We start from the raw sequence: 17,186 nt of genomic DNA, 5'->3' as shown, positions 1-17,186 counted from the left end.
CTCCACCGGCCGATCCCCGCCTCTCACAGGGGCCGCGGCGCCGCCGCGGCGCCGCGGCCCTCGACTTCGACGCACTGGAGCGCACATGTCCGAATTCCCGAACCCGCTCGGCGCCAAGCTGAGCCGCCGCTCGCTCGGCCTCCTCGCGGGCCTCGGCGCCGGCGCGGCCGCCGGGGGGCTCCTCGGCGCGGGCGCCGCGAGCGCGGCGTTCACCCCCGGCACCTGGTACCACCTCCAGTCCCGCTACTCCGGGCTCGTCCTGGAGATCGCCGGGGCCTCGACCGCAGGCGGCGCCAAGCTCGTCCAGGCCAACCGCACCTATGCGGCGAACCAGCAGTTCCGCTTCGTGGACGCGGGCGGCGGCTACTACCGGATCGAGGTCCGCCACTCCGGGCAAGTCCTCGACGTCTACGGCAAGTCCACCGCCAACGGCGCCGACGTCATCCAGTACCCGTCCAACGGCCAGGCGAACCAGCAGTGGCAGGTCCTCGACGACGGCACCTGGCTGCGGTTCGTGAACCGCAATTCGGGCAAGGCCCTCGACGTGTGGGAGTGGAACATCGCCTTGGGCTCGCGGCTGTCGCAGTACGACTCGGTCGCCGGGCTCAACCAGCAGTGGAAGCTCGTCCCCGCCGACACCGCGCCCGCCTCCGGAACCCCGACGATCTACATCGCCTCGGACTCCACCGCGCAGACCTACAACTCCTCGGTCTACCCGATGACCGGCTGGGGCCAGAAGCTCGGCGGCTGGATGGACGCGAACACGCGGATCGCCAATCACGCCATCGGCGGCCGCTCCTCGCGCTCGTTCATCGAGCAGGGGCGCCTGACGACGATCCTCGACGCGATCCAGCCGGGGGACTACCTGTTCGTCCAGTTCGGGCACAACGACGCCGACTCGTCGAAGCCCGAGCGGTACACCTCGCCCGCGGACTTCAAGATGTACTTGCGGGACCACTATATGGCCGGGGCGACCGCCAAGGGCGCCATCCCGGTCCTGCTCACGCCCGTGAACCGGCTCGACTACAACTCCTCGGGCCAGTTCAACGAGTCGTTCGCGACGTACGCGGCGAAGGTCCGCGAGCTCGTGAGCGAGACCGGGGTGTCCTTCATCGACCTCGGCGCCCGCTCGCGCGCCTACCTCAACGCGATCACCCCCGACCGGGCCCGGACCCAGGTGTTCATGCACCTCGCCGCCGGGGCCTACCCGGCCTACCCCGACGGCCTCGCCGACTCCACGCACTTCCAGGAGTACGGCGCGAACCAGATGGCGCGCCTGGTGTCCGAGGGCGCGAAGGCCCTGAGTCGCCCGATCGCCGCACACGTCCGCTAGCCCGGGATCGTGCATCCTATTTCCTATAGGATGCACGATCCGGCGGCCCCGCAAACCGCCGCGAATCCGACACCGTTTCCAACATGTATCGACATGTATTGACTTTCGAGGCTCCACTCGGTACCGTCCCGAAGGTAGCAACCGCTTGCCCCGTATTCTCCGACACGATTGAATCGTTTCATTCGTGTGTGCGCGGCAGGCACCCTCCTCTCACTACGGAAGTGACCATGAGGCTTTCGACTCCTCGACCCCCTCGGCGCCGCGCTCTCGCGGCCGCCCTGGCCGGGGCGACCGCCCTCGCGGGCGTCCTCTCCGCGGGCGCCCCCGCCCAGGCCCAGGACGACGGCATCACCGTCTACCTCGCCTCCGACTCCACCGTCCAGACCTACGACCCCTACTACGAGCCCCAGGCCGGATGGGGCCAGGTGATCGACCGGTACTTCGACGAGAACGTGACCATCGCGAACCACGCGATCGGCGGCCGCTCCTCGCGGTCCTTCGTCGAGCAGGGCCGCCTCGACGCGATCCTGAACGAGATCCAGCCGGGCGACTACCTGTTCGTCCAGTTCGGCCACAACGACGCCACGGTCTCGGTCCCCGAGCGGTACACCTCGCCCGAGGACTACAAGACGTACCTCCGCGACTACTACATCGCGGGCGCGGTCGAGAAGGGCGCCATCCCGGTCCTCGTGACCCCGGTGTCCCGCCGCAGCTTCAACGCCGACACCGGCGAGTTCAACACCTCCTTCCCCGAGTACGTGGAGAAGGTCTACGAGCTCCACGAGGAGACCGGGGTCGCGATGGTCGACCTCTCGGCCTCCTCCCGCGCCTACCTCAACGAGATCGGGCCCGAGGAGTCCAAGTCGGTGTTCCTGCACGTCCCGGCCGGGGTCTACCCGAACCGGCCCAACGGCACCACCGACGACACCCACTTCCAGGAGTACGGCGCCATCCAGATGGCCCGCCTGGTCGCCGAGGAGACCGCCACGCTCGGACTCCCCTTGAGCGACCACGTGGTGGACGTCGCGCCGCCGGACGCCGTTCCCGCGGCCCCCACGGGAGTCGTGGCCGCGACCGTGGCGAACGCCAGCGTCACCCTCAACTGGGCCGACCAGGACGACGCCGACATCTACCGAGTCTACGTGCGCGAACCCGGCGGTGAATGGCGCCTCGGCACCACCGCCACCGTCGGGGTCGGGCGCGTCTCGGGCCTGGCGGAGGAGACCGCGTACGAGTTCGCGGTGGCCGCCGTCAACGGCAAGGGCGAGTCGTCCTATTCAGACACGCTCACCGTGACGACCGCGACCGCCGGGTTCAAGTACGACTTCGGGCCCGCGAGCCAGACCGTGGCCCCCGGCTACACCGAGGTCAACCGCGGCACCGTGTACGACGCCGCCAAGGGCTACGGCTTCACCACCGACATGACCGGCGCGATCGATCGCGACCGCGGCGTCGCCACCGACCCGCTGGGCTCCGACTTCGTGGCCTGGTTCGGCGGCTCGTACGACTTCGCCGTGGACGTCGCCGACGGCCTGTACAGCGCGCGCGTCATCGTCGGCGACTACGTCGGCTCGGCCCGCACGAACCTGAAGTTCGAGGGCGTCGACTACGGCGCGGCGAACGCCGGGTCGAAGTCGATCCTCACCAAGGACTTCGAGGGCATCGTCGTGGAGGACGGCCAGCTCAACGTCAACGTCACCGGCCAGACCGGGCACCTGAACGGCCTGGAGCTCACCAGGATCGGCGACGTCCCCGGCTCCGGCAACGAGGGCCCCGACGAGCCGTGCGCCGACTGCGCCGAGCAGATCGAGAGCCTCGGCCGCGCGCCGGTCGCCGTGGCCGTCGAGGACGGGAACTACCTGTCCTGGCGCAGCCTCGCCAATGACCCCGAGGGCACGGCGTTCAACGTCTACCGCGACGGCCGCCTGCTCACGCCCGAGCCGACGGGGCTGACGAACCTCACCGACGCGGGCGGCACCGCGAACTCCACCTACTGGGTCGCGACGGTGAACGAGGGCGTCGAGACCGGCTACACCGCGGCCTTCCAGGTCTGGGGCGACCAGTACGTCGACGTCGACATGCAGCGCCCCGAGGGCGGCACGACCCCCGACGGCGTCGCGTACACGTACGCGCCGACCGACGCCACGGTGGCCGACCTCGACGGGGACGGGACGCACGAGATCGTCCAGAAGTGGGACCCGTCGAACGCGAAGGACAACTCGCACAACGGCTACACCGGGAACGTCTACGTCGACGCGTACACGCTCCAGGGCGAGCTGCTGTGGCGCATCGACCTGGGCCGCAACATCCGCGCCGGGGCGCACTACACGCAGCTGGTGGCGTACGACCTCGACTCTGACGGCCGAGCCGAAGTGGCACTGAAGACCGCCGACGGCACCGTCGACGGGACGGGCGCGGTCATCGGCGACGCCGACGCGGACTACCGCAACAGCACCGGCCGCATCCTGGAGGGCCCGGAGTTCCTGACGGTCTTCAACGGACAGACCGGCGCCGCGATGGAGACCGTCGACTTCTCTCCTGAACGCGGCGACATCTGCCAGTGGGGCGACTGCTACGGCAACCGCGGCGACCGGCTCATGGCCGCCGTGGCGTACCTCGACGGCGTGCACCCCTCGCTCGTCACCAACCGCGGCATCTACGCGAAGACCGAGATCACCGCGTGGGACTGGGACGGCGACAACCTGCCGAAGCGCTGGAGCTTCAGCTCCGACCGCTGGGGAGGCGCGTACGCGGGCCAGGGCAACCACAACCTGTCGATCGCCGACGTGGACGGCGACGGGCGCGACGAGATCGTGTTCGGCGCCATGACGATCAACGACGACGGCACGCCGCTGTACTCGACGGGCCTGGGGCACGGCGACGCGCTCCACGTCTCCGACTTCGACCCGTCGAACGAGGGCCTGGAGGTCTTCAGCCCCTTCGAGTGCATGAGCTGCTCGGGGAACCGGGCCGCGGCCTTCCGCGACGCCGACACCGCCGAGGTGCTCTGGTCGATCCCGGGCACCCGCGACACCGGCCGCGGCGCGTGCGGCGACATCGACCCGGCCTACCCGGGTGCGGAATGCTGGGCCGTGTCGGCCACCGGCGCGTGGAACGCCCGCGAAGGCGAACTGCGCGCGGCCGACGGCACGCTCATCGGGACCTCGATCCCCTCGGCGAACTTCATGGTCTGGTGGGACGGCGACCTCGGCCGCGAGATCCTCGACCACGTCTTCGACGAGCCGAACTACACGCCGGTCTACCCGTTCATCGCCGAATGGGACCCCGAGACGGGCACCCAGGAGGAGATCTTCACGCCCGAAGGGGTCGACACGAACAACGGCACCAAGGGCAACCCGGTCCTCAGCGCCGACCTGCTCGGCGACTGGCGCGAGGAGGTGGTGCTGCGCAAGGAGTCGAACGACGGCGTGCGGATCTTCACCACGACCATCCCGACCGAGTACACGCTGCCGACGCTCATGAACGACCCGCAGTACCGTCTCGCGGTGTCGTGGCAGAACGTCTCCTACAACCAGCCGCCGTGGCCGAGCTACTTCATCGGCTACGACATGGAGGAGCCGGTGTACGAGACCGTCCAGTACGGTCCGTCCCGCGACGCGGCCGCCGCGCCGTACGCGGCCGGCTCGTGCGAGGTCGACTACCGGGTCGCGGCCGACTGGGGCTCCGGCTTCGTAGTCCAGATCAAGGTCACCAACACCGGCGACACGGCGATCGACGAGTGGGACCTCCGCTGGAAGTCGGGCGGGGTCGCCACGGTCGAGTACGACTGGGGCGGCGAGATCGCGATCGACGGGGACGCCATGGCGGCCGACCCGGCGTTCTGGAACTTCCCGCTGAAGCCGGGCCAGACGAAGCAGATCGGCTTCCAGGGCACCGGCGACCCGGACGACCCGGGGATGTTCCTCATGAACGGCCAGGTCTGCGCCACAGCGTAAGATCCGATATCCTATAGGATATATCCTATAGGGACCGACGGCCCGGGCGTCCGCGTCCGGGCCGTCAGAACGCCCCCGGCGGCTTGTACAGGCGGCCGTGCCCGCTGGGGATGGACTCCCGGTCGTACAGGTCGATCGCCTTGCCGCGCAGCGAGGTCGCCGTCCACGACGCCGCGGCCAGGAGCATCACGTTGAACAGGTACAGGAACACCAGGAGGCCGACCGCGGTCGTCACGGCCTGGTAGGCCGGGCGGTCGGAGACGTGCAGCACGTAGACGCGCCCGGCGGTCTTGAGCAGCTCCATGCCGATCGACACCGCGAGCGAGGCCCACACGACCCGCCGCGGGAGCATGACGACGCGGGGGAGCGCCTGGAGCAGCACCGCCGCCAGCAGCGCGTTCGCGATGAGGCCCACCAGGACCGACACGGCGCGGACCAGCAGCGCGAGGTTCCCGGTGACCTGGTCCCAGTCGAGCCACCCGATGACGAACTCCGCGCCCGCGGTCGCGCCGATCGTGATGAGCAGCAGCACCGCGATCCCGAGGAGGATCCCCAGGTCGATCGCCCAGCGCAGGAACGGGTTCCCCGGCTGCGCGTCGAGGCCCCACACGATCCGGATCGCCGCCCGCACCGACTGCACCCACGCCACACCCGCCACGACCAGCGCCACCGCGGCGAAGATCGTCACCGACTTGCGCGAGGACTCCAGCACCCCGATGTCGATCACCGGCAGGTTCGTCGACAGCCACTGCTCCACCGAGTCGTAGATGTCGGGGAAGTTCAGCAGGTACCCGAAGATCGCGAGCGCCAGCAGCGACATCGAGAACGCCGCGAAGAACGCGTAGTACGAGATCGCGGCCGCGAGCTGGCCGCAGTGGACCTCGCCGTAGCGCTCGCCCGCGCGCCAGGCGTGGTCGACCAGGTTGGACCGCCTGCGCGAGGAGTCGACCACCCGGTCCCACCAGGCGCCCAGGTCAGGGAACTTCACGTGCCGATTCTGGCAGAGCCGGGCCGTCCGCGCGGCGCTTGGTCAGTCGCGGATGACCCAGGCGTCGGGGTCTTCGAGGAGTTTGGTGACCGAGGTGGGCAGGTCGTCGGAGGCGACGGAGGCGAGGGACACCGATTCGAGGATGTTCCGCTCGGAGACGCGCAGGGCGATCCACACGTTGGTGAGGGCCGCGGCGGTCCCGGCGTAGGGGACCTGCTCGGGGCGCTCGCCGCGGACGCCTACGAGGGGGCCGTCAACGGCGCGGATGACGTCGGCGAGGCTGATCTGGTCGCCGGGCCGGGCGAGCTGGTGGCCGCCCTCGGAGCCGCGCTTGGAGGTGGCGATGCCGCCCCGGCGCAGCTGGAGCAGGATCGACTCCAGGAACTTGCGGGGGATGGCCTGGTCCTCGGCGATCTGCTCGGCCGACACCCAGCGGTCCCCGTACCCGGCCAGGGCCACGGCGGCGCGCAGGGCGTAGTCGACGCGGGCTGACAGACGCATGAGGACTCCTCTCAAGTGCCGCTCAGGCGAGCGGTGCTTCCGACTCTATCTCTAGGGGCGCCGCGCTCCCGAGGATCGCGGCATCGCTTGTGAGGCGGGCCGGGCTAGTCGTCGACGAGCAGGCGCAGGTACGCGGCGGTCTCGGCGGCGGCCAGGTCCGCGTCCCCGGCGATGATCGCCTCGATCGCCACGGAGTGGTCGATGTGGGGCTCCTCGGCGAGGACCGGGCCGAGCCCGGCGCGCACGGTGTCGCGGAGCGACTCGGCCAGCTCGGAGTACAGCTCGGCGAGGAGCTTGTTGTGGCTGGCCTCGGCGACGGCCTGGTGGAGGGCGATGTCGGCCGCCACGAACGCCTCGGTGTCGCCGACCTCGTGGGTGGCCTCGCGCTCGGCGAGGAGGATCCGCAGGCGGGTGATGTCGGCTTCGTCGCGGCGGTGGGCGGCGAGGCGGGCGGCCTCGACTTCGAGGCCGCGGCGGACCTCCATGGCGTCCGAGGCGGGGCTGGCGGCGATGCGGCGGCGCACGGCCGCGGTGACCTCGCTGCGGCCGACGACGAACGTCCCGGCGCCCTGCCGGATCTCCAGGAGCCCGGCGTGGGCGAGCGCGCGCACGCCTTCGCGGATGGTGTTGCGGCCGACGCCGAGGAGCTCGGCCAGCTCGCTCTCGGTGGGGATGCGCGATCCGAGGCCCCACTCGCCGTCGCTGATCTGCTGCCGCAGCTGCTCGATCACCTGATCGACGAGGGCGGACTTGCGCGTCGACTGCAATGCCACTGGCGGACCTGACCTTCCCGGATCGCGGCCATGGCTTGCGGGGGCCCGCCATGGGGGGTGTGCGTGTTTCCTGACACTAGAAGGATTAAAGCAGACAGCCGTCGCGATACCGTTGACAGGCCGTCAATTCATCCTATGAATTGACTCGATTCTATCCCGGCTGCTGACGCCCCAGCCCCGCCGCCGCGAATCGAGTCGAAACCGTGTTCCGGCACTCCTCCCGGGACGATGGACAGCGATTGCCGACGCCCTGCCTACCTACCGCGATCACCCCGGCCTCGGAAGGAGACGTCCTCGTGACGACCGATGCCACTGCCAGCGCGCCCGCAGACGCGCCCGACAGCGACACCGCCCCGGACAGCGCCCTCGACAGCACCCTTGAACACCCGGTCCCGCCCCCGGCCGCCGAGATCACCACGCCGCCCGCGCGCCGCGCTGCGGCGGCGGGCTGGATGCTCGTCGCCGGGGTCGTCCTCGCCGCCTTCAACTTCCGCACCGCCGTCACCAGCGTCGGCGCGATCCTCGCCGAGCTGCGCACCGGCCTCGGCATGTCCGAGACCGTCGCCGGGCTGCTCACCACGCTCCCCGTGCTCGCCTTCGCCGGGCTCGGCGCGTTCGCGCCCCGCCTGGCCCGCCGCTTCGGCCCCCGGCTGCTGCTCACCGGCGCGCTCGTGGCGATGAGCGCCGGGCTCGTCGCCCGCGCCTACGCGCCGAACACGGCCCTGTTCCTCCTGTTCAGCCTGTTCGCGCTCGCGGCGGGCGCGATCGGGAACGTCGCCGTCCCGGTGATCGTCAAGCGGTACTTCCCCGCTTCGATCGGGGTCATGACCACCCTGTACTCGACGACGCTCGCGGTCGGCACCGCCGTCGCGGCCGCCGCGACCGCGCCGCTTGAGCACCTGTCGGGGGACTGGCGCTTCGCGCTGGCGGCGTGGGCGCTCCCGGCGGCGATCGCGATCGTCCCGTGGCTGCTGTGGCGTCCGGTCCCGGCCGCGCCGGGCGCGACCGCGGCGCGGCACCTGCACGGGGCGCACCGCTCGCGCCTGGCGTGGATGATGCTGCTGCTGTTCGGCGCGCAGTCGGCGATCGCGTACATCCTCATGGGCTGGACGACGACGATCCTCGCCGCGGACGGGATGTCGGCGGCCGCGGCCGGGTCGATGCTCGGCGTGCTCACGATGGTGCAGATCCCCGTCTCGGTGGTCGTCCCGATCCTCACCGTCCGGTGGGGTCCGCGCCCGACGTTCCTGGCGCTCTCGGCCTGCTACCCGCCCGCCATCGCGGGGCTGTGGCTCGCTGGAGGCGGGGCGCTCACGTGGCTGTGGATGGCGCTGTTCGGGATCGCGACCTCGGTGTTCCCGCTGATCCTGACCTTGTTCGGGCTGCGGGCGCGCACGCCCGCGGGCACGAGCGCGCTGTCCTCGTTCGCGCAGTCCGGCGGGTACCTGCTCGCCGGGTCCGGGCCGCTCGCGGTCGGCTGGGTCTACGGGCTCACCGCCTCGTGGACGGTGCCGTTCACGCTCCTGTCGGTCCTGGCCGTGCTCCTGTTCTTCACGGGCCTGTACGTGACGCGCGAACGGTACGTGGAGGACGAACTGGCCCAGGCGAAACCGGGCCAATAGGCGAAATCGTGCAAACGATCCCCCGCAGGCGGCGCCGAACCTGAGCCGTGCCACGATAGTGCTGTGGACCACAGTGCTGTGGAGACCGGGAGGCGATCGTGACCAGCGAGGTCTTGTGGCTGCCGCGCCCTGACGCGGTGGAGACGACGAACATCGGCCGCTTCGGCCAGTGGCTGTCGCGGCGGGAGGAGCGCGACCTCACTTCGTATCCGGCGCTGTGGCAGTACTCGGTCGAGCGGCTGCGCCCGTTCTGGGGCGCGGTCTGGGAGTACTTCGGCCTCGGCTCCACGGTCCCCGAGCACCGGGTCCTCGCCGACGAGACCATGCCCGACACGGTGTGGTTCCCCGACGAGACGTTCAACTACGCGCGCGCAGTGCTCACCGCGCCCGGGGTCGCCGAGGACGACGTGCTCGTGCGCGCCTACTCCGACACGCGCGACCCCGTCGAGTGGACCCTCGCGGACCTGCGCGAGGCCGTCGCCCGCGCCCGCGCGGGGCTCGTGGCCCACGGGGTGCGCCGCGGCGACCGCGTCGCCGCATGGATGCCGAACATCCCCGAGACGTTCGCGCTCATGCTCGCCTCCGCGAGCCTCGGCGCCGTGTTCTCCAGCTGCGCCCCCGAGTTCGGCGCGAAGGCCGTGCTCGACCGGTTCGCGCAGATCGAGCCGAAGGTCCTCGTCGCCGTCGACGGCTACAGGTACGGGCCGAAGTCCATCGATCGCACCGAGGACGTCAAGCGCGTCGTGCGCGGCCTCGAAGGGCTCGGCTCGGTCGTCATGCTCCCGTACCTCGACCCCGATGCGACGTTCGAGGGCGAGACCTGGGACCGGTTCTGCGCCTACGACGAGGGCGTCGCGTTCGAGCCGCTCACGTTCGACCACCCGCTCTACATCCTCTACTCCTCCGGGACCACGGGCCTGCCGAAGGCGATCGTCCACTCCCACGGCGGCATGGCGATCGAGCACGCCAAGATGCACTCGCTCCACCACGACCTCGGCCCCGGCGACCGGTTCTTCTGGTACTCCACGACCGGGTGGATGATGTGGAACTACCTCGTGTCGGCGCCGATCGTCGGCGCCGGCGTCGTCCTCTTCGACGGGATGCCCGACCCGGCCGGGATGTGGCGCCTCGCCGAGGAGTCCGGCACGACGTTCTTCGGCACCTCCGCGCCGTTCCTCATGGCCTGCCGCTCCCGCGGCATCAAACCGTCCGAGGAGGCCGACCTCTCGCGACTCAAGGGCATCGGCTCCACCGGCGCCCCGCTCCCGGCGGTCGGCTTCGACTACGTGTACGAGCAGATCAGCGCCACCGCGCAGCTCCAGTCCCTCTCGGGCGGCACGGACCTGTGCACCGGGTTCATCGGCGGCGCCCCCACGGTGCCCGTGTGGCGCGGCGAGCTGTCGTGCCGGTGCCTCGGCGCGAACGTGCAGTCCTTCGACCCCGAGGGGCGCCCCGGGATCGGACGCGAAGGGGAGCTCGTCATCGCCTCCCCGATGCCGTCGATGCCCGTGGGCCTGTGGGGCGACCCGCTCAAGCACCGCTACCGGGACACCTACCTCACCGACTTCCCCGGGATCTGGCGCCACGGCGACTGGATCACCATCACCGACCGCGGCTCGGCCGTCATCTCCGGGCGCTCCGACGCGACGCTCAACCGCGGCGGGGTCCGCATGGGCACCGCCGAGTTCTACGCGGTCGTGGAGGCCGTCGACGGCGTCGCCGACTCGCTCGTGGTCCACCTCGACGACCCGGGGCACGACCGGCTCCTCCTCTATGTCGCATTGAAGGAAGGCGTCGAACTCGACGACGACCTGCGCCGCCGCATCACCGGGGCGCTGCGCGAGCAGCTGTCGCCGCGGCACGTGCCCGACGAGGTCCGCCAGGTCCCCGAGGTCCCGCGGACCCTCAGCGGGAAGAAGGTGGAGGTCCCGGTGAAGAAGATCCTCAAGGGCGCCAAGCCCGAGGAGGCCATCGCCCGCGACGCGCTCGCCAACCCCGGCGCGCTCCGCTGGTTCCTGCCCGGCTGAGGGCCCGTCCCGGCCGGTGCGTCCGGGCACGGCTGAGGCGAGTGGAACTCGGAGTGACGTGGGGCCACTGGTAACCCGATTTCCTTCTGCGGCAAGGGAATTCAATTGGGTGTGTGCCCAGTCGCAGACGTGCGGTCGTTAGTATGTTTCGTGTCGCCCCGGTCGGTTTCCCCCGTAGCCGCCGGGGCGGCGCTATGCCCTCCTCGCCTCGGCCCCCGCTGTGCTCCAATGGTCCGCGTGACTGACGAGGACGCGATGGAGGTCGGGGTCGGGCCCTGGGAGGGGCCGCTCCCCGAAGGCGACCGGTTCGATCCGGACCTGCTGCGCGGCGGCGACCGCCGCAACGTGGTCGACGCCTACCGGTACTGGACCCGCGAGGCGATCGTCGCCGACCTCGACGCGCGCCGCCACGACTTCCACGTGGCGATCGAGAACTGGCAGCACGACTTCAACATCGGCACCGTCGTGCGCAACGCGAACGCGTTCCTCGCGAAGACCGTCCACATCGTCGGCAAGCGCCGCTGGAACCGGCGCGGCGCGATGGTCACCGACCGGTACCAGCACGTCGAGCACCACGCCACCGTCGAGGAGTTCACGGCCTGGGCCGCCGCCGAGGGCCTCGCCGTCGTCGGCATCGACAACCTCCCCGGCTCCGTCCCCATCGAGACGGCCTCCTTGCCGCGCAACGCGGTCCTCGTCTTCGGCCAGGAGGGCCCCGGACTGTCCGAACCGGTCCGCGAGGCCTGCGCGATGGTCTGCTCGATCACCCAGTTCGGATCGACGCGCTCGATCAACGCGGGCGTCGCGAGCGGGATCGCCATGCACGCGTGGGTGAGGGAACACGTGTTCGACCAGCGGCCCTGAACGCGCCGCGGCAGGTGCACCTGCAAGGCGCAGTGTCGGATACCTGACGCTTCCCTGGGGTTCGCGGGGGCGATGCGCCTACATTGAGCCAATGGAACGTGACTTGGGGTAAGCTCGCCCGTGGCACAACCGAATAGGTTATTCCGCTGGTAGATAGGCGGAGTCGGGCAAAAGTGGAACGATGTTGTTACGCTGTAGCCCGTCGATCGGCCCCTCGGCTCACACCGTCCGGGCCCATCAGAAAACTGAAAGCCGAGTCATGCTCGTACGGTAGACTCGTGCCAGCCTGCGCCAGACGAACGATCGGCCAGGACCCTTTGACGGGAGGGGTGAGGATGTTGAAGAAGATTCTGACCTGGGGCGGACTTGCGTTCCTGGTGTTCTTTGTAGCCTTCAGGCCGGACGAAGCCAGCGGTGTCGTCGGATCACTCGCCGGCGGCATCCTCGATGCCGCCAACGGCTTCGCAGCGTTCTTCACGAACCTCGTGACCTGATCACGGCGACGCCATGACCGATTCCGGTGCAGGCGGCTCGGGGGACAAGAAGGACACCGAGCCGCTGGAACCCCCAAGTCCGCGCGCCCCCTCCGACGGCCCCGCCCCGGGCGCCGAGTCCCCCACGCGCGAGTTCCCCGCTTTTCAAGGGCAGAGTCCCACGGGCACCGCCGCCCCGGGAGCCCCAGCCGCCGCCGCTTCCGACATCGACGGCGTGCGCTTCGACGACAGCCCCGCCGGGGGCCTGCTCTCCGGCGTGCGCGCCCCCGCCGTCCCCGACGTCCCGTCGCCGATCTCGGCGCGCTACCTGTTCCCCACCGAGAAGTACCGCGGCGAGTGGCGCCGCCACTGGGTCCACCTCATGCCCTGGTACATCATCGGCACCCTCTCCACCTTCATCATGGGCCTCGCCTCCGGCATGCTCACGAAGTGGGACAACGCGAACCGCGACACCGCCCTGTCCGTCACCGTCATCGTGTGGCTGCTGATCCTCGGCTTCGTCGGCTGGAAGATCCTCGACTGGTACATGGACCGGTTCATCCTCACCAACAAGCGGATCATGCTCATCCAGGGGGTCATCACCCGCTCGGTCGCCATGATGCCGCTCGGCCGCGTCACCGACATGAAGTACTCGCAGACCCCGATGGGCCGCATGCTCAACTACGGCGAGTTCATCATCGAGTCCGCGGGCCAGGACCAGGCGCTGCGGAACGTCCCGCACCTGCCGAACCCCAACGAGCTCTACCTCCAGATGTGCGAGGAGATGTACGAGCCCGAAGCGGTCGACGAGCGCATGGCCGAGCCCGAGGAGGACCTCATCCCCGACGAGGAGCCCGCCGTCCCCGGCAAGGCCGACGGCACCTGACCGCTCCCCGCCCCGTTGACGAGCACGCCCGCCGGCACCCGCCGGCGGGCGTTCCGCATCCCGGGGCCGCGCCGGGCGAGACGGGCGACTCGTGGCATGAATCCGGGAGACGGCCCTTGGCACCTACTTCGTATACTCGCTTTCGTACCAACCCTCGGTTGCCGATGACACCCATCTTTTGGCAGAATTCCGCCCTGCGGGGCAACTTTCCACCGGGGGTACGTCGTCTGTTGTTCGACCCCCCCAGGGAGACGCGTGAGCGAGGTCAAATCGTCTCAGGACGAGGAGTTCCGCGAGTACGTGGCGGCGCGCTCTGCCGCGCTGCACCGTGCGGCGTATCTCCTCACGGGGAACTGGGCGACAGCGGAGGACCTGGTGCAGACGACGTTGACGAAGACCTACCTGGCGTGGAGCCGGATCAGGACGACCGACTCGGTCGACGCCTACGCCCGCCGCATCCTCTACAACACCAACGCCTCCTGGTGGCGCAAGCGCTCCAACCGCGAGAAGCCCACCGAGGTGTTCGAGGACCGGGCCGACCTCTCCCGCGACTTCACCGAGCACGGCGCCGTCCGCGACGCCATGTGGCGCCACATCGCCGCCCTCCCCAAGCGCCAGCGCGCGGTCCTCGTCCTCCGCTACTACGAGAACCGCTCCGACGCCCAGATCGCCGAGATCCTCGGCATCTCGATCGGCACCGTCAAGAGCCAGGCCTCCCGGGCCCTCGCCGGCATGCGCAAGCGCCTCGGCACGCCCGCCGCCGCGCTCGGCGTCGCCATGGAACCGAGGGAGGCGGCGTGAACGGGGACATCGAGGCCCTCCTGCGCAGCGGGTTGGCCGAGCAGGCCGAGCGCGCGCCCGAAGCGGCCGACGACGCAGGGCTCGCCGACCTCGCCATCGCCGGTGCCCACCGCATCCGGCGGCGCCGCCGCATCGGCGCGGCCGCGGGCGGCGCGGGCCTCCTCGTCATCGGCGCCGGCGTGTTCGCGCTCCAGCCGCTCCTCGACATGGAGGACCAGGGCACCATCGCCGCCGACTCCACCAGCACCGCCGAGGCCCGCGGCGAGTTCGACATGGAGTTCGTCATCGACACCGGCGGCGAGTACGCGATCCTCAACCAGGACGGCGACACCGTCCCGATCGGCGACACCGAACCCGACAGTGTCTACCGGCTCCAGGACGGGTACGTGCTGTCGTCCTCCTCGCAGCAGACCACCGGGGTCGTCAGCCTCGACGGCTCGATGAGCTCGTCCGCCGACTGGCCCTCGCCGGACACGTACACCACCGTCAACGTGGACGCCACCGGATACGCGATGGTCACCCCGGACGCCGACCTGACCTTCGAGCTGTACACGCTCAACGACGTCGCCGCCGACGCGGTCGCCGAGCCGACCTCGTTCTCGGTCAGCTACGACCTCACCCTCGCGAACTGGAACACGAGCACGGCGGTCTTCACCGCCGACCTGTGGTCCACGACCGGCGGCGGCGAGAGCACCTACTACTTCAACAGCGAGTACGACTGGAACCTCGCGGCGCTCGCCGACGCCGGGTTCGAGTCGGTCGCCGTCGTCGACGCGACGAACACCGACTACGTGTGCGTCGCCGACCTCGACGCGAACGGCGGCGTCGCCCGCGAAGGCGAGGAGTGCGGCCCGGTCGGGACCGAGCGGATCAAGGCCGACATCGAGGCCACGTCCCAGGACGACAGCGCGGTCGCGCTCGTCGACGACACCGTCGACCACTTCCAGAGCACCGTGTACTACCCGATGTCGGAACTCGACCTGGGCGAATACGAGGACGAGTACTACAGCTCCAGCATGATGTTCATCGACCCGTTCAACCGCTGGGAGATGTCCTACAACCGGGGCGACACGACCTGGCTGATGATCGACTACTCCGAGGATCCCGCGTACATGACGATCCTCAGCCCGCCGTCGGGCGCGGTCATGCCGGTCATGGACTACATCCCGCCGGAGTGACCCGGCGCTGAGCCCCACGTAACACAAGGGTCCGAATCCGCGGCTGTGACCCGGCGGACTTGCCATACTCGCTGCGTGGGTGGACTCGAATACTTGCTGACCGTCATGGTGACGCTCTTCGTCATCATGGACCCGCCCGGGATCGTGCCGATCTACCTGGCCCTCACCGGGACCATGGACAAGCGGCAGCGCAACCGGGCGGCGCTCCAGGCGACCCTGCTGTCGCTCGGGGTGATCTCGCTGTTCGCGCTGCTCGGGCAGCAGATCATCAGCTACCTCCACATCGACCTCGCCGCCCTCCAGGGCGCGGGCGGGCTCCTGCTCCTCCTCGTCGCCCTCCAGCTCCTCACCGGCAAGGCCGACGACCCGAACGAGGCCGCCACCTCCAACATCGCCCTCGTCCCCCTCGGCACGCCCCTCCTCGCGGGCCCCGGCGCGATCGTCGCGGTGATCCTCTTCGTGCAGCAGGCGCCCTCGCACGCCGACTACCTGTGGATCGCCCTCGCCATCATCGTGATCCACTTCCTGATCTACCTGGTGATGCGCTTCTCCGGCGTCCTGGTGAAGATCCTGCGCCGCGGCGGCATCGAGGTCCTCACCCGCATCGCGGGCGTCCTCCTCGCGGCCATCGCCGTCCAGCTCATCGCCGACGCCGTGATGAGCTACGCCGCCCACTTCGAAAGTTCGGCCGGCGCTACCGGTTGGTGATCACTTTAGGGTTCAATGAACCCATGACGACGATTCTCGACCTGCCCCTGCACCCGCTGGCGGTGCACGCGCCGATCATCCTCGTGGCGCTGCTCGTGCTCCTCGGCGCCGCGTACGTGCTCATTCCGCCGCTGCGCCAGCGCGTCGGGTGGGCGGCGGCGATCCTGGTGCTCGTCGCGCCCGCGAGCGTGTACGGGTCGATCCTCACCGGACAGCAGTTCGCCGACTACACCTACCCCGACGGCTGGCCCGAGGCCGTCCAGCAGCACCACGACAACGCCTACTGGCTCCTGTGGACGCTCGTCGCGCTCATCCCCGTGTGGTTCCTGTTCGCGGGCCTCGACCGCGGCCGCCGCGCCGCGCTCCTGCGGAACGGCGACGCCCCGAAGCCCGCCCCTTCAGAGGACGGCGAGACCGCCTCGACCGGCTCCGACGACCCGGCCGCGGGCGGCCGCAAGGTCATCATGTTCGTCTTCGGCCTGATCGCGCTGGCGCTGCTGGGGCTCGCGGCCTGGTGGCTGTTCCAGACCGGGCACACCGGTGCCGACATGGTGTGGGGCGGCGTCGTCCAGAACTGACGCCCGTAGGAGGAAGCCCCCGTCCCGGCCCGGGACGGGGGCTTCGCTGTCGGCTCAGAACTCGACGAGCCCGATGATGAGGACGGTGAACATGAGCGCCACCGAGACGAGCGTCAGCCACTGGGTGACGAGCCGCGCCCGCTGCTCGGCCGCGTCGATCGCCGCATGGTCCTGCTCCGGCAGCCGTCGCGGCTCCCCGGGCAGCGCCACCGACTCGACGCGCCACCCGGGAGGCGGCGGCACGTTCACCGGCGGTCCTTCGTAAGCGGGGCTCTCATCGCTCATGGGGAGAGCCTATCGCCGGGCAGCGCGGAGCGCTGCGGGTGGCGCTGCGCTGGGCCCCCGGTCGCAAGGGTGCCCGGCGGGTACGACGAAACGCGGGCAGCGGGGAGTGTCGCGAGTAGCGGTTCTGAGGCGCCCCGGAATCAACGGTGCCCGGCGGGTGCGACGAAACGCCGCGGGCGGTGTCCCTCGTTAGGGGACACCGCCCGCGGCGTT

The 17,186-nt window shown here is 70.3% G+C and carries 15 protein-coding genes; 11 read left to right on the top strand and 4 right to left on the bottom strand.

Features of this window, described 5'->3' with window-relative positions:
* The first annotated feature begins 85 nt into the window (after nucleotides 1-85).
* Entirely contained in the window at nucleotides 86-1,333 is a 1,248-nt protein-coding gene (locus WA640_RS04770) for an RICIN domain-containing protein (RefSeq protein ID WP_335986345.1), read from the top strand.
* Between the two features lie 227 nt (nucleotides 1,334-1,560).
* A complete protein-coding gene (locus WA640_RS04765; protein ID WP_335986344.1) occupies nucleotides 1,561-5,289 on the top strand; it encodes a rhamnogalacturonan lyase family protein in 3,729 nt (1,242 codons plus the stop codon).
* A gap of 64 nt (nucleotides 5,290-5,353) precedes the next feature.
* Here the strand turns inward: WA640_RS04765 and WA640_RS04760 are convergent, their stop codons facing one another.
* The 3 genes from WA640_RS04760 to WA640_RS04750 form a co-directional block, all read right to left on the bottom strand.
* On the bottom strand, nucleotides 5,354-6,277 hold the full coding sequence (locus tag WA640_RS04760; protein ID WP_106364004.1) for a YihY/virulence factor BrkB family protein: 924 nt from the start codon (nucleotides 6,275-6,277) through the stop codon (nucleotides 5,354-5,356).
* Nucleotides 6,278-6,319: 42 nt separating this feature from the next.
* Nucleotides 6,320-6,778 (bottom strand): RrF2 family transcriptional regulator, encoded by a 459-nt coding sequence (locus WA640_RS04755; protein ID WP_335986343.1) that lies wholly within the window; start codon nucleotides 6,776-6,778, stop codon nucleotides 6,320-6,322.
* A 104-nt stretch (nucleotides 6,779-6,882) separates the two neighbouring features.
* Nucleotides 6,883-7,551, bottom strand: a complete 669-nt coding sequence (locus tag WA640_RS04750; RefSeq protein WP_106364002.1) for a FadR/GntR family transcriptional regulator — start codon at nucleotides 7,549-7,551, stop codon at nucleotides 6,883-6,885.
* 296 nt (nucleotides 7,552-7,847) lie between these two features.
* Between WA640_RS04750 and WA640_RS04745 the strand changes: the two genes are divergently transcribed.
* The 9 genes from WA640_RS04745 (at nucleotide 7,848) to WA640_RS04705 (ending at nucleotide 16,688) form a co-directional block, all read left to right on the top strand.
* On the top strand, nucleotides 7,848-9,173 hold the full coding sequence (locus WA640_RS04745) for an MFS transporter (protein WP_245888950.1): 1,326 nt from the start codon (nucleotides 7,848-7,850) through the stop codon (nucleotides 9,171-9,173).
* Nucleotides 9,174-9,271: 98 nt separating this feature from the next.
* Nucleotides 9,272-11,200 (top strand): acetoacetate--CoA ligase, encoded by a 1,929-nt coding sequence (locus WA640_RS04740; RefSeq protein ID WP_245888949.1) that lies wholly within the window; start codon nucleotides 9,272-9,274, stop codon nucleotides 11,198-11,200.
* Between the two features lie 228 nt (nucleotides 11,201-11,428).
* A complete protein-coding gene (locus WA640_RS04735; RefSeq protein WP_442904660.1) occupies nucleotides 11,429-12,064 on the top strand; it encodes a TrmH family RNA methyltransferase in 636 nt (211 codons plus the stop codon).
* 335 nt (nucleotides 12,065-12,399) lie between these two features.
* On the top strand, nucleotides 12,400-12,558 hold the full coding sequence (locus WA640_RS04730; RefSeq protein ID WP_176953298.1) for a hypothetical protein: 159 nt from the start codon (nucleotides 12,400-12,402) through the stop codon (nucleotides 12,556-12,558).
* 13 nt (nucleotides 12,559-12,571) lie between these two features.
* Nucleotides 12,572-13,423, top strand: coding sequence for a PH domain-containing protein (locus WA640_RS04725; RefSeq protein ID WP_335986340.1), 852 nt, complete (start codon nucleotides 12,572-12,574; stop codon nucleotides 13,421-13,423).
* Nucleotides 13,424-13,678: 255 nt separating this feature from the next.
* The gene (locus tag WA640_RS04720) at nucleotides 13,679-14,224 is read left to right on the top strand and encodes a SigE family RNA polymerase sigma factor (protein ID WP_106363998.1); all 546 of its coding nucleotides are present in this window, start codon (nucleotides 13,679-13,681) and stop codon (nucleotides 14,222-14,224) included.
* Nucleotides 14,221-15,402 carry a hypothetical protein gene (locus WA640_RS04715; RefSeq protein ID WP_335986339.1) on the top strand — a complete coding sequence of 394 codons (1,182 nt, stop codon included), beginning with the start codon at nucleotides 14,221-14,223 and terminating at the stop codon, nucleotides 15,400-15,402. The genes WA640_RS04720 and WA640_RS04715 overlap by 4 nt, the downstream gene beginning before the upstream one ends.
* 75 nt (nucleotides 15,403-15,477) lie before the next feature.
* Nucleotides 15,478-16,110 (top strand): MarC family protein, encoded by a 633-nt coding sequence (locus WA640_RS04710; protein ID WP_245888947.1) that lies wholly within the window; start codon nucleotides 15,478-15,480, stop codon nucleotides 16,108-16,110.
* A 23-nt stretch (nucleotides 16,111-16,133) separates the two neighbouring features.
* Complete coding sequence (locus WA640_RS04705; RefSeq protein ID WP_335986338.1) at nucleotides 16,134-16,688, top strand: hypothetical protein; 555 nt, start codon at nucleotides 16,134-16,136, stop codon at nucleotides 16,686-16,688.
* 54 nt (nucleotides 16,689-16,742) lie between these two features.
* Here WA640_RS04705 and WA640_RS04700 read toward each other — a convergent pair whose 3' ends face one another.
* Nucleotides 16,743-16,973: a hypothetical protein gene (locus WA640_RS04700; RefSeq protein WP_146148054.1), complete on the bottom strand. Its 231-nt coding sequence runs from the start codon at nucleotides 16,971-16,973 to the stop codon at nucleotides 16,743-16,745.
* Between the last annotated feature and the right edge of the window lie 213 nt (nucleotides 16,974-17,186).

Origin of the sequence: Glycomyces sp. MUSA5-2, from assembly GCF_037034145.1 — a bacterium.
Classification (GTDB): Bacteria; Actinomycetota; Actinomycetes; order Mycobacteriales; family Micromonosporaceae; genus Glycomyces; species Glycomyces artemisiae.
The sequence above is the reverse complement of the archived record's forward strand: the minus strand, read 5'-3'. Positions and strand labels throughout refer to the sequence as shown.

Coding starts and splice junctions, on each gene's coding strand:
- WA640_RS04770 (WP_335986345.1), top strand. CDS start 86: ATGTCCGAATTCCCGAACCCGCTCGGCGCCAAGCTGAGCCGCCGCTCG.
- WA640_RS04765 (WP_335986344.1), top strand. CDS start 1,561: ATGAGGCTTTCGACTCCTCGACCCCCTCGGCGCCGCGCTCTCGCGGCC.
- WA640_RS04755 (WP_335986343.1), bottom strand. CDS start 6,778: ATGCGTCTGTCAGCCCGCGTCGACTACGCCCTGCGCGCCGCCGTGGCC.
- WA640_RS04735 (WP_442904660.1), top strand. CDS start 11,429: ATGGTCCGCGTGACTGACGAGGACGCGATGGAGGTCGGGGTCGGGCCC.
- WA640_RS04730 (WP_176953298.1), top strand. CDS start 12,400: ATGTTGAAGAAGATTCTGACCTGGGGCGGACTTGCGTTCCTGGTGTTC.
- WA640_RS04725 (WP_335986340.1), top strand. CDS start 12,572: ATGACCGATTCCGGTGCAGGCGGCTCGGGGGACAAGAAGGACACCGAG.
- WA640_RS04705 (WP_335986338.1), top strand. CDS start 16,134: ATGACGACGATTCTCGACCTGCCCCTGCACCCGCTGGCGGTGCACGCG.
- WA640_RS04700 (WP_146148054.1), bottom strand. CDS start 16,973: ATGAGCGATGAGAGCCCCGCTTACGAAGGACCGCCGGTGAACGTGCCG.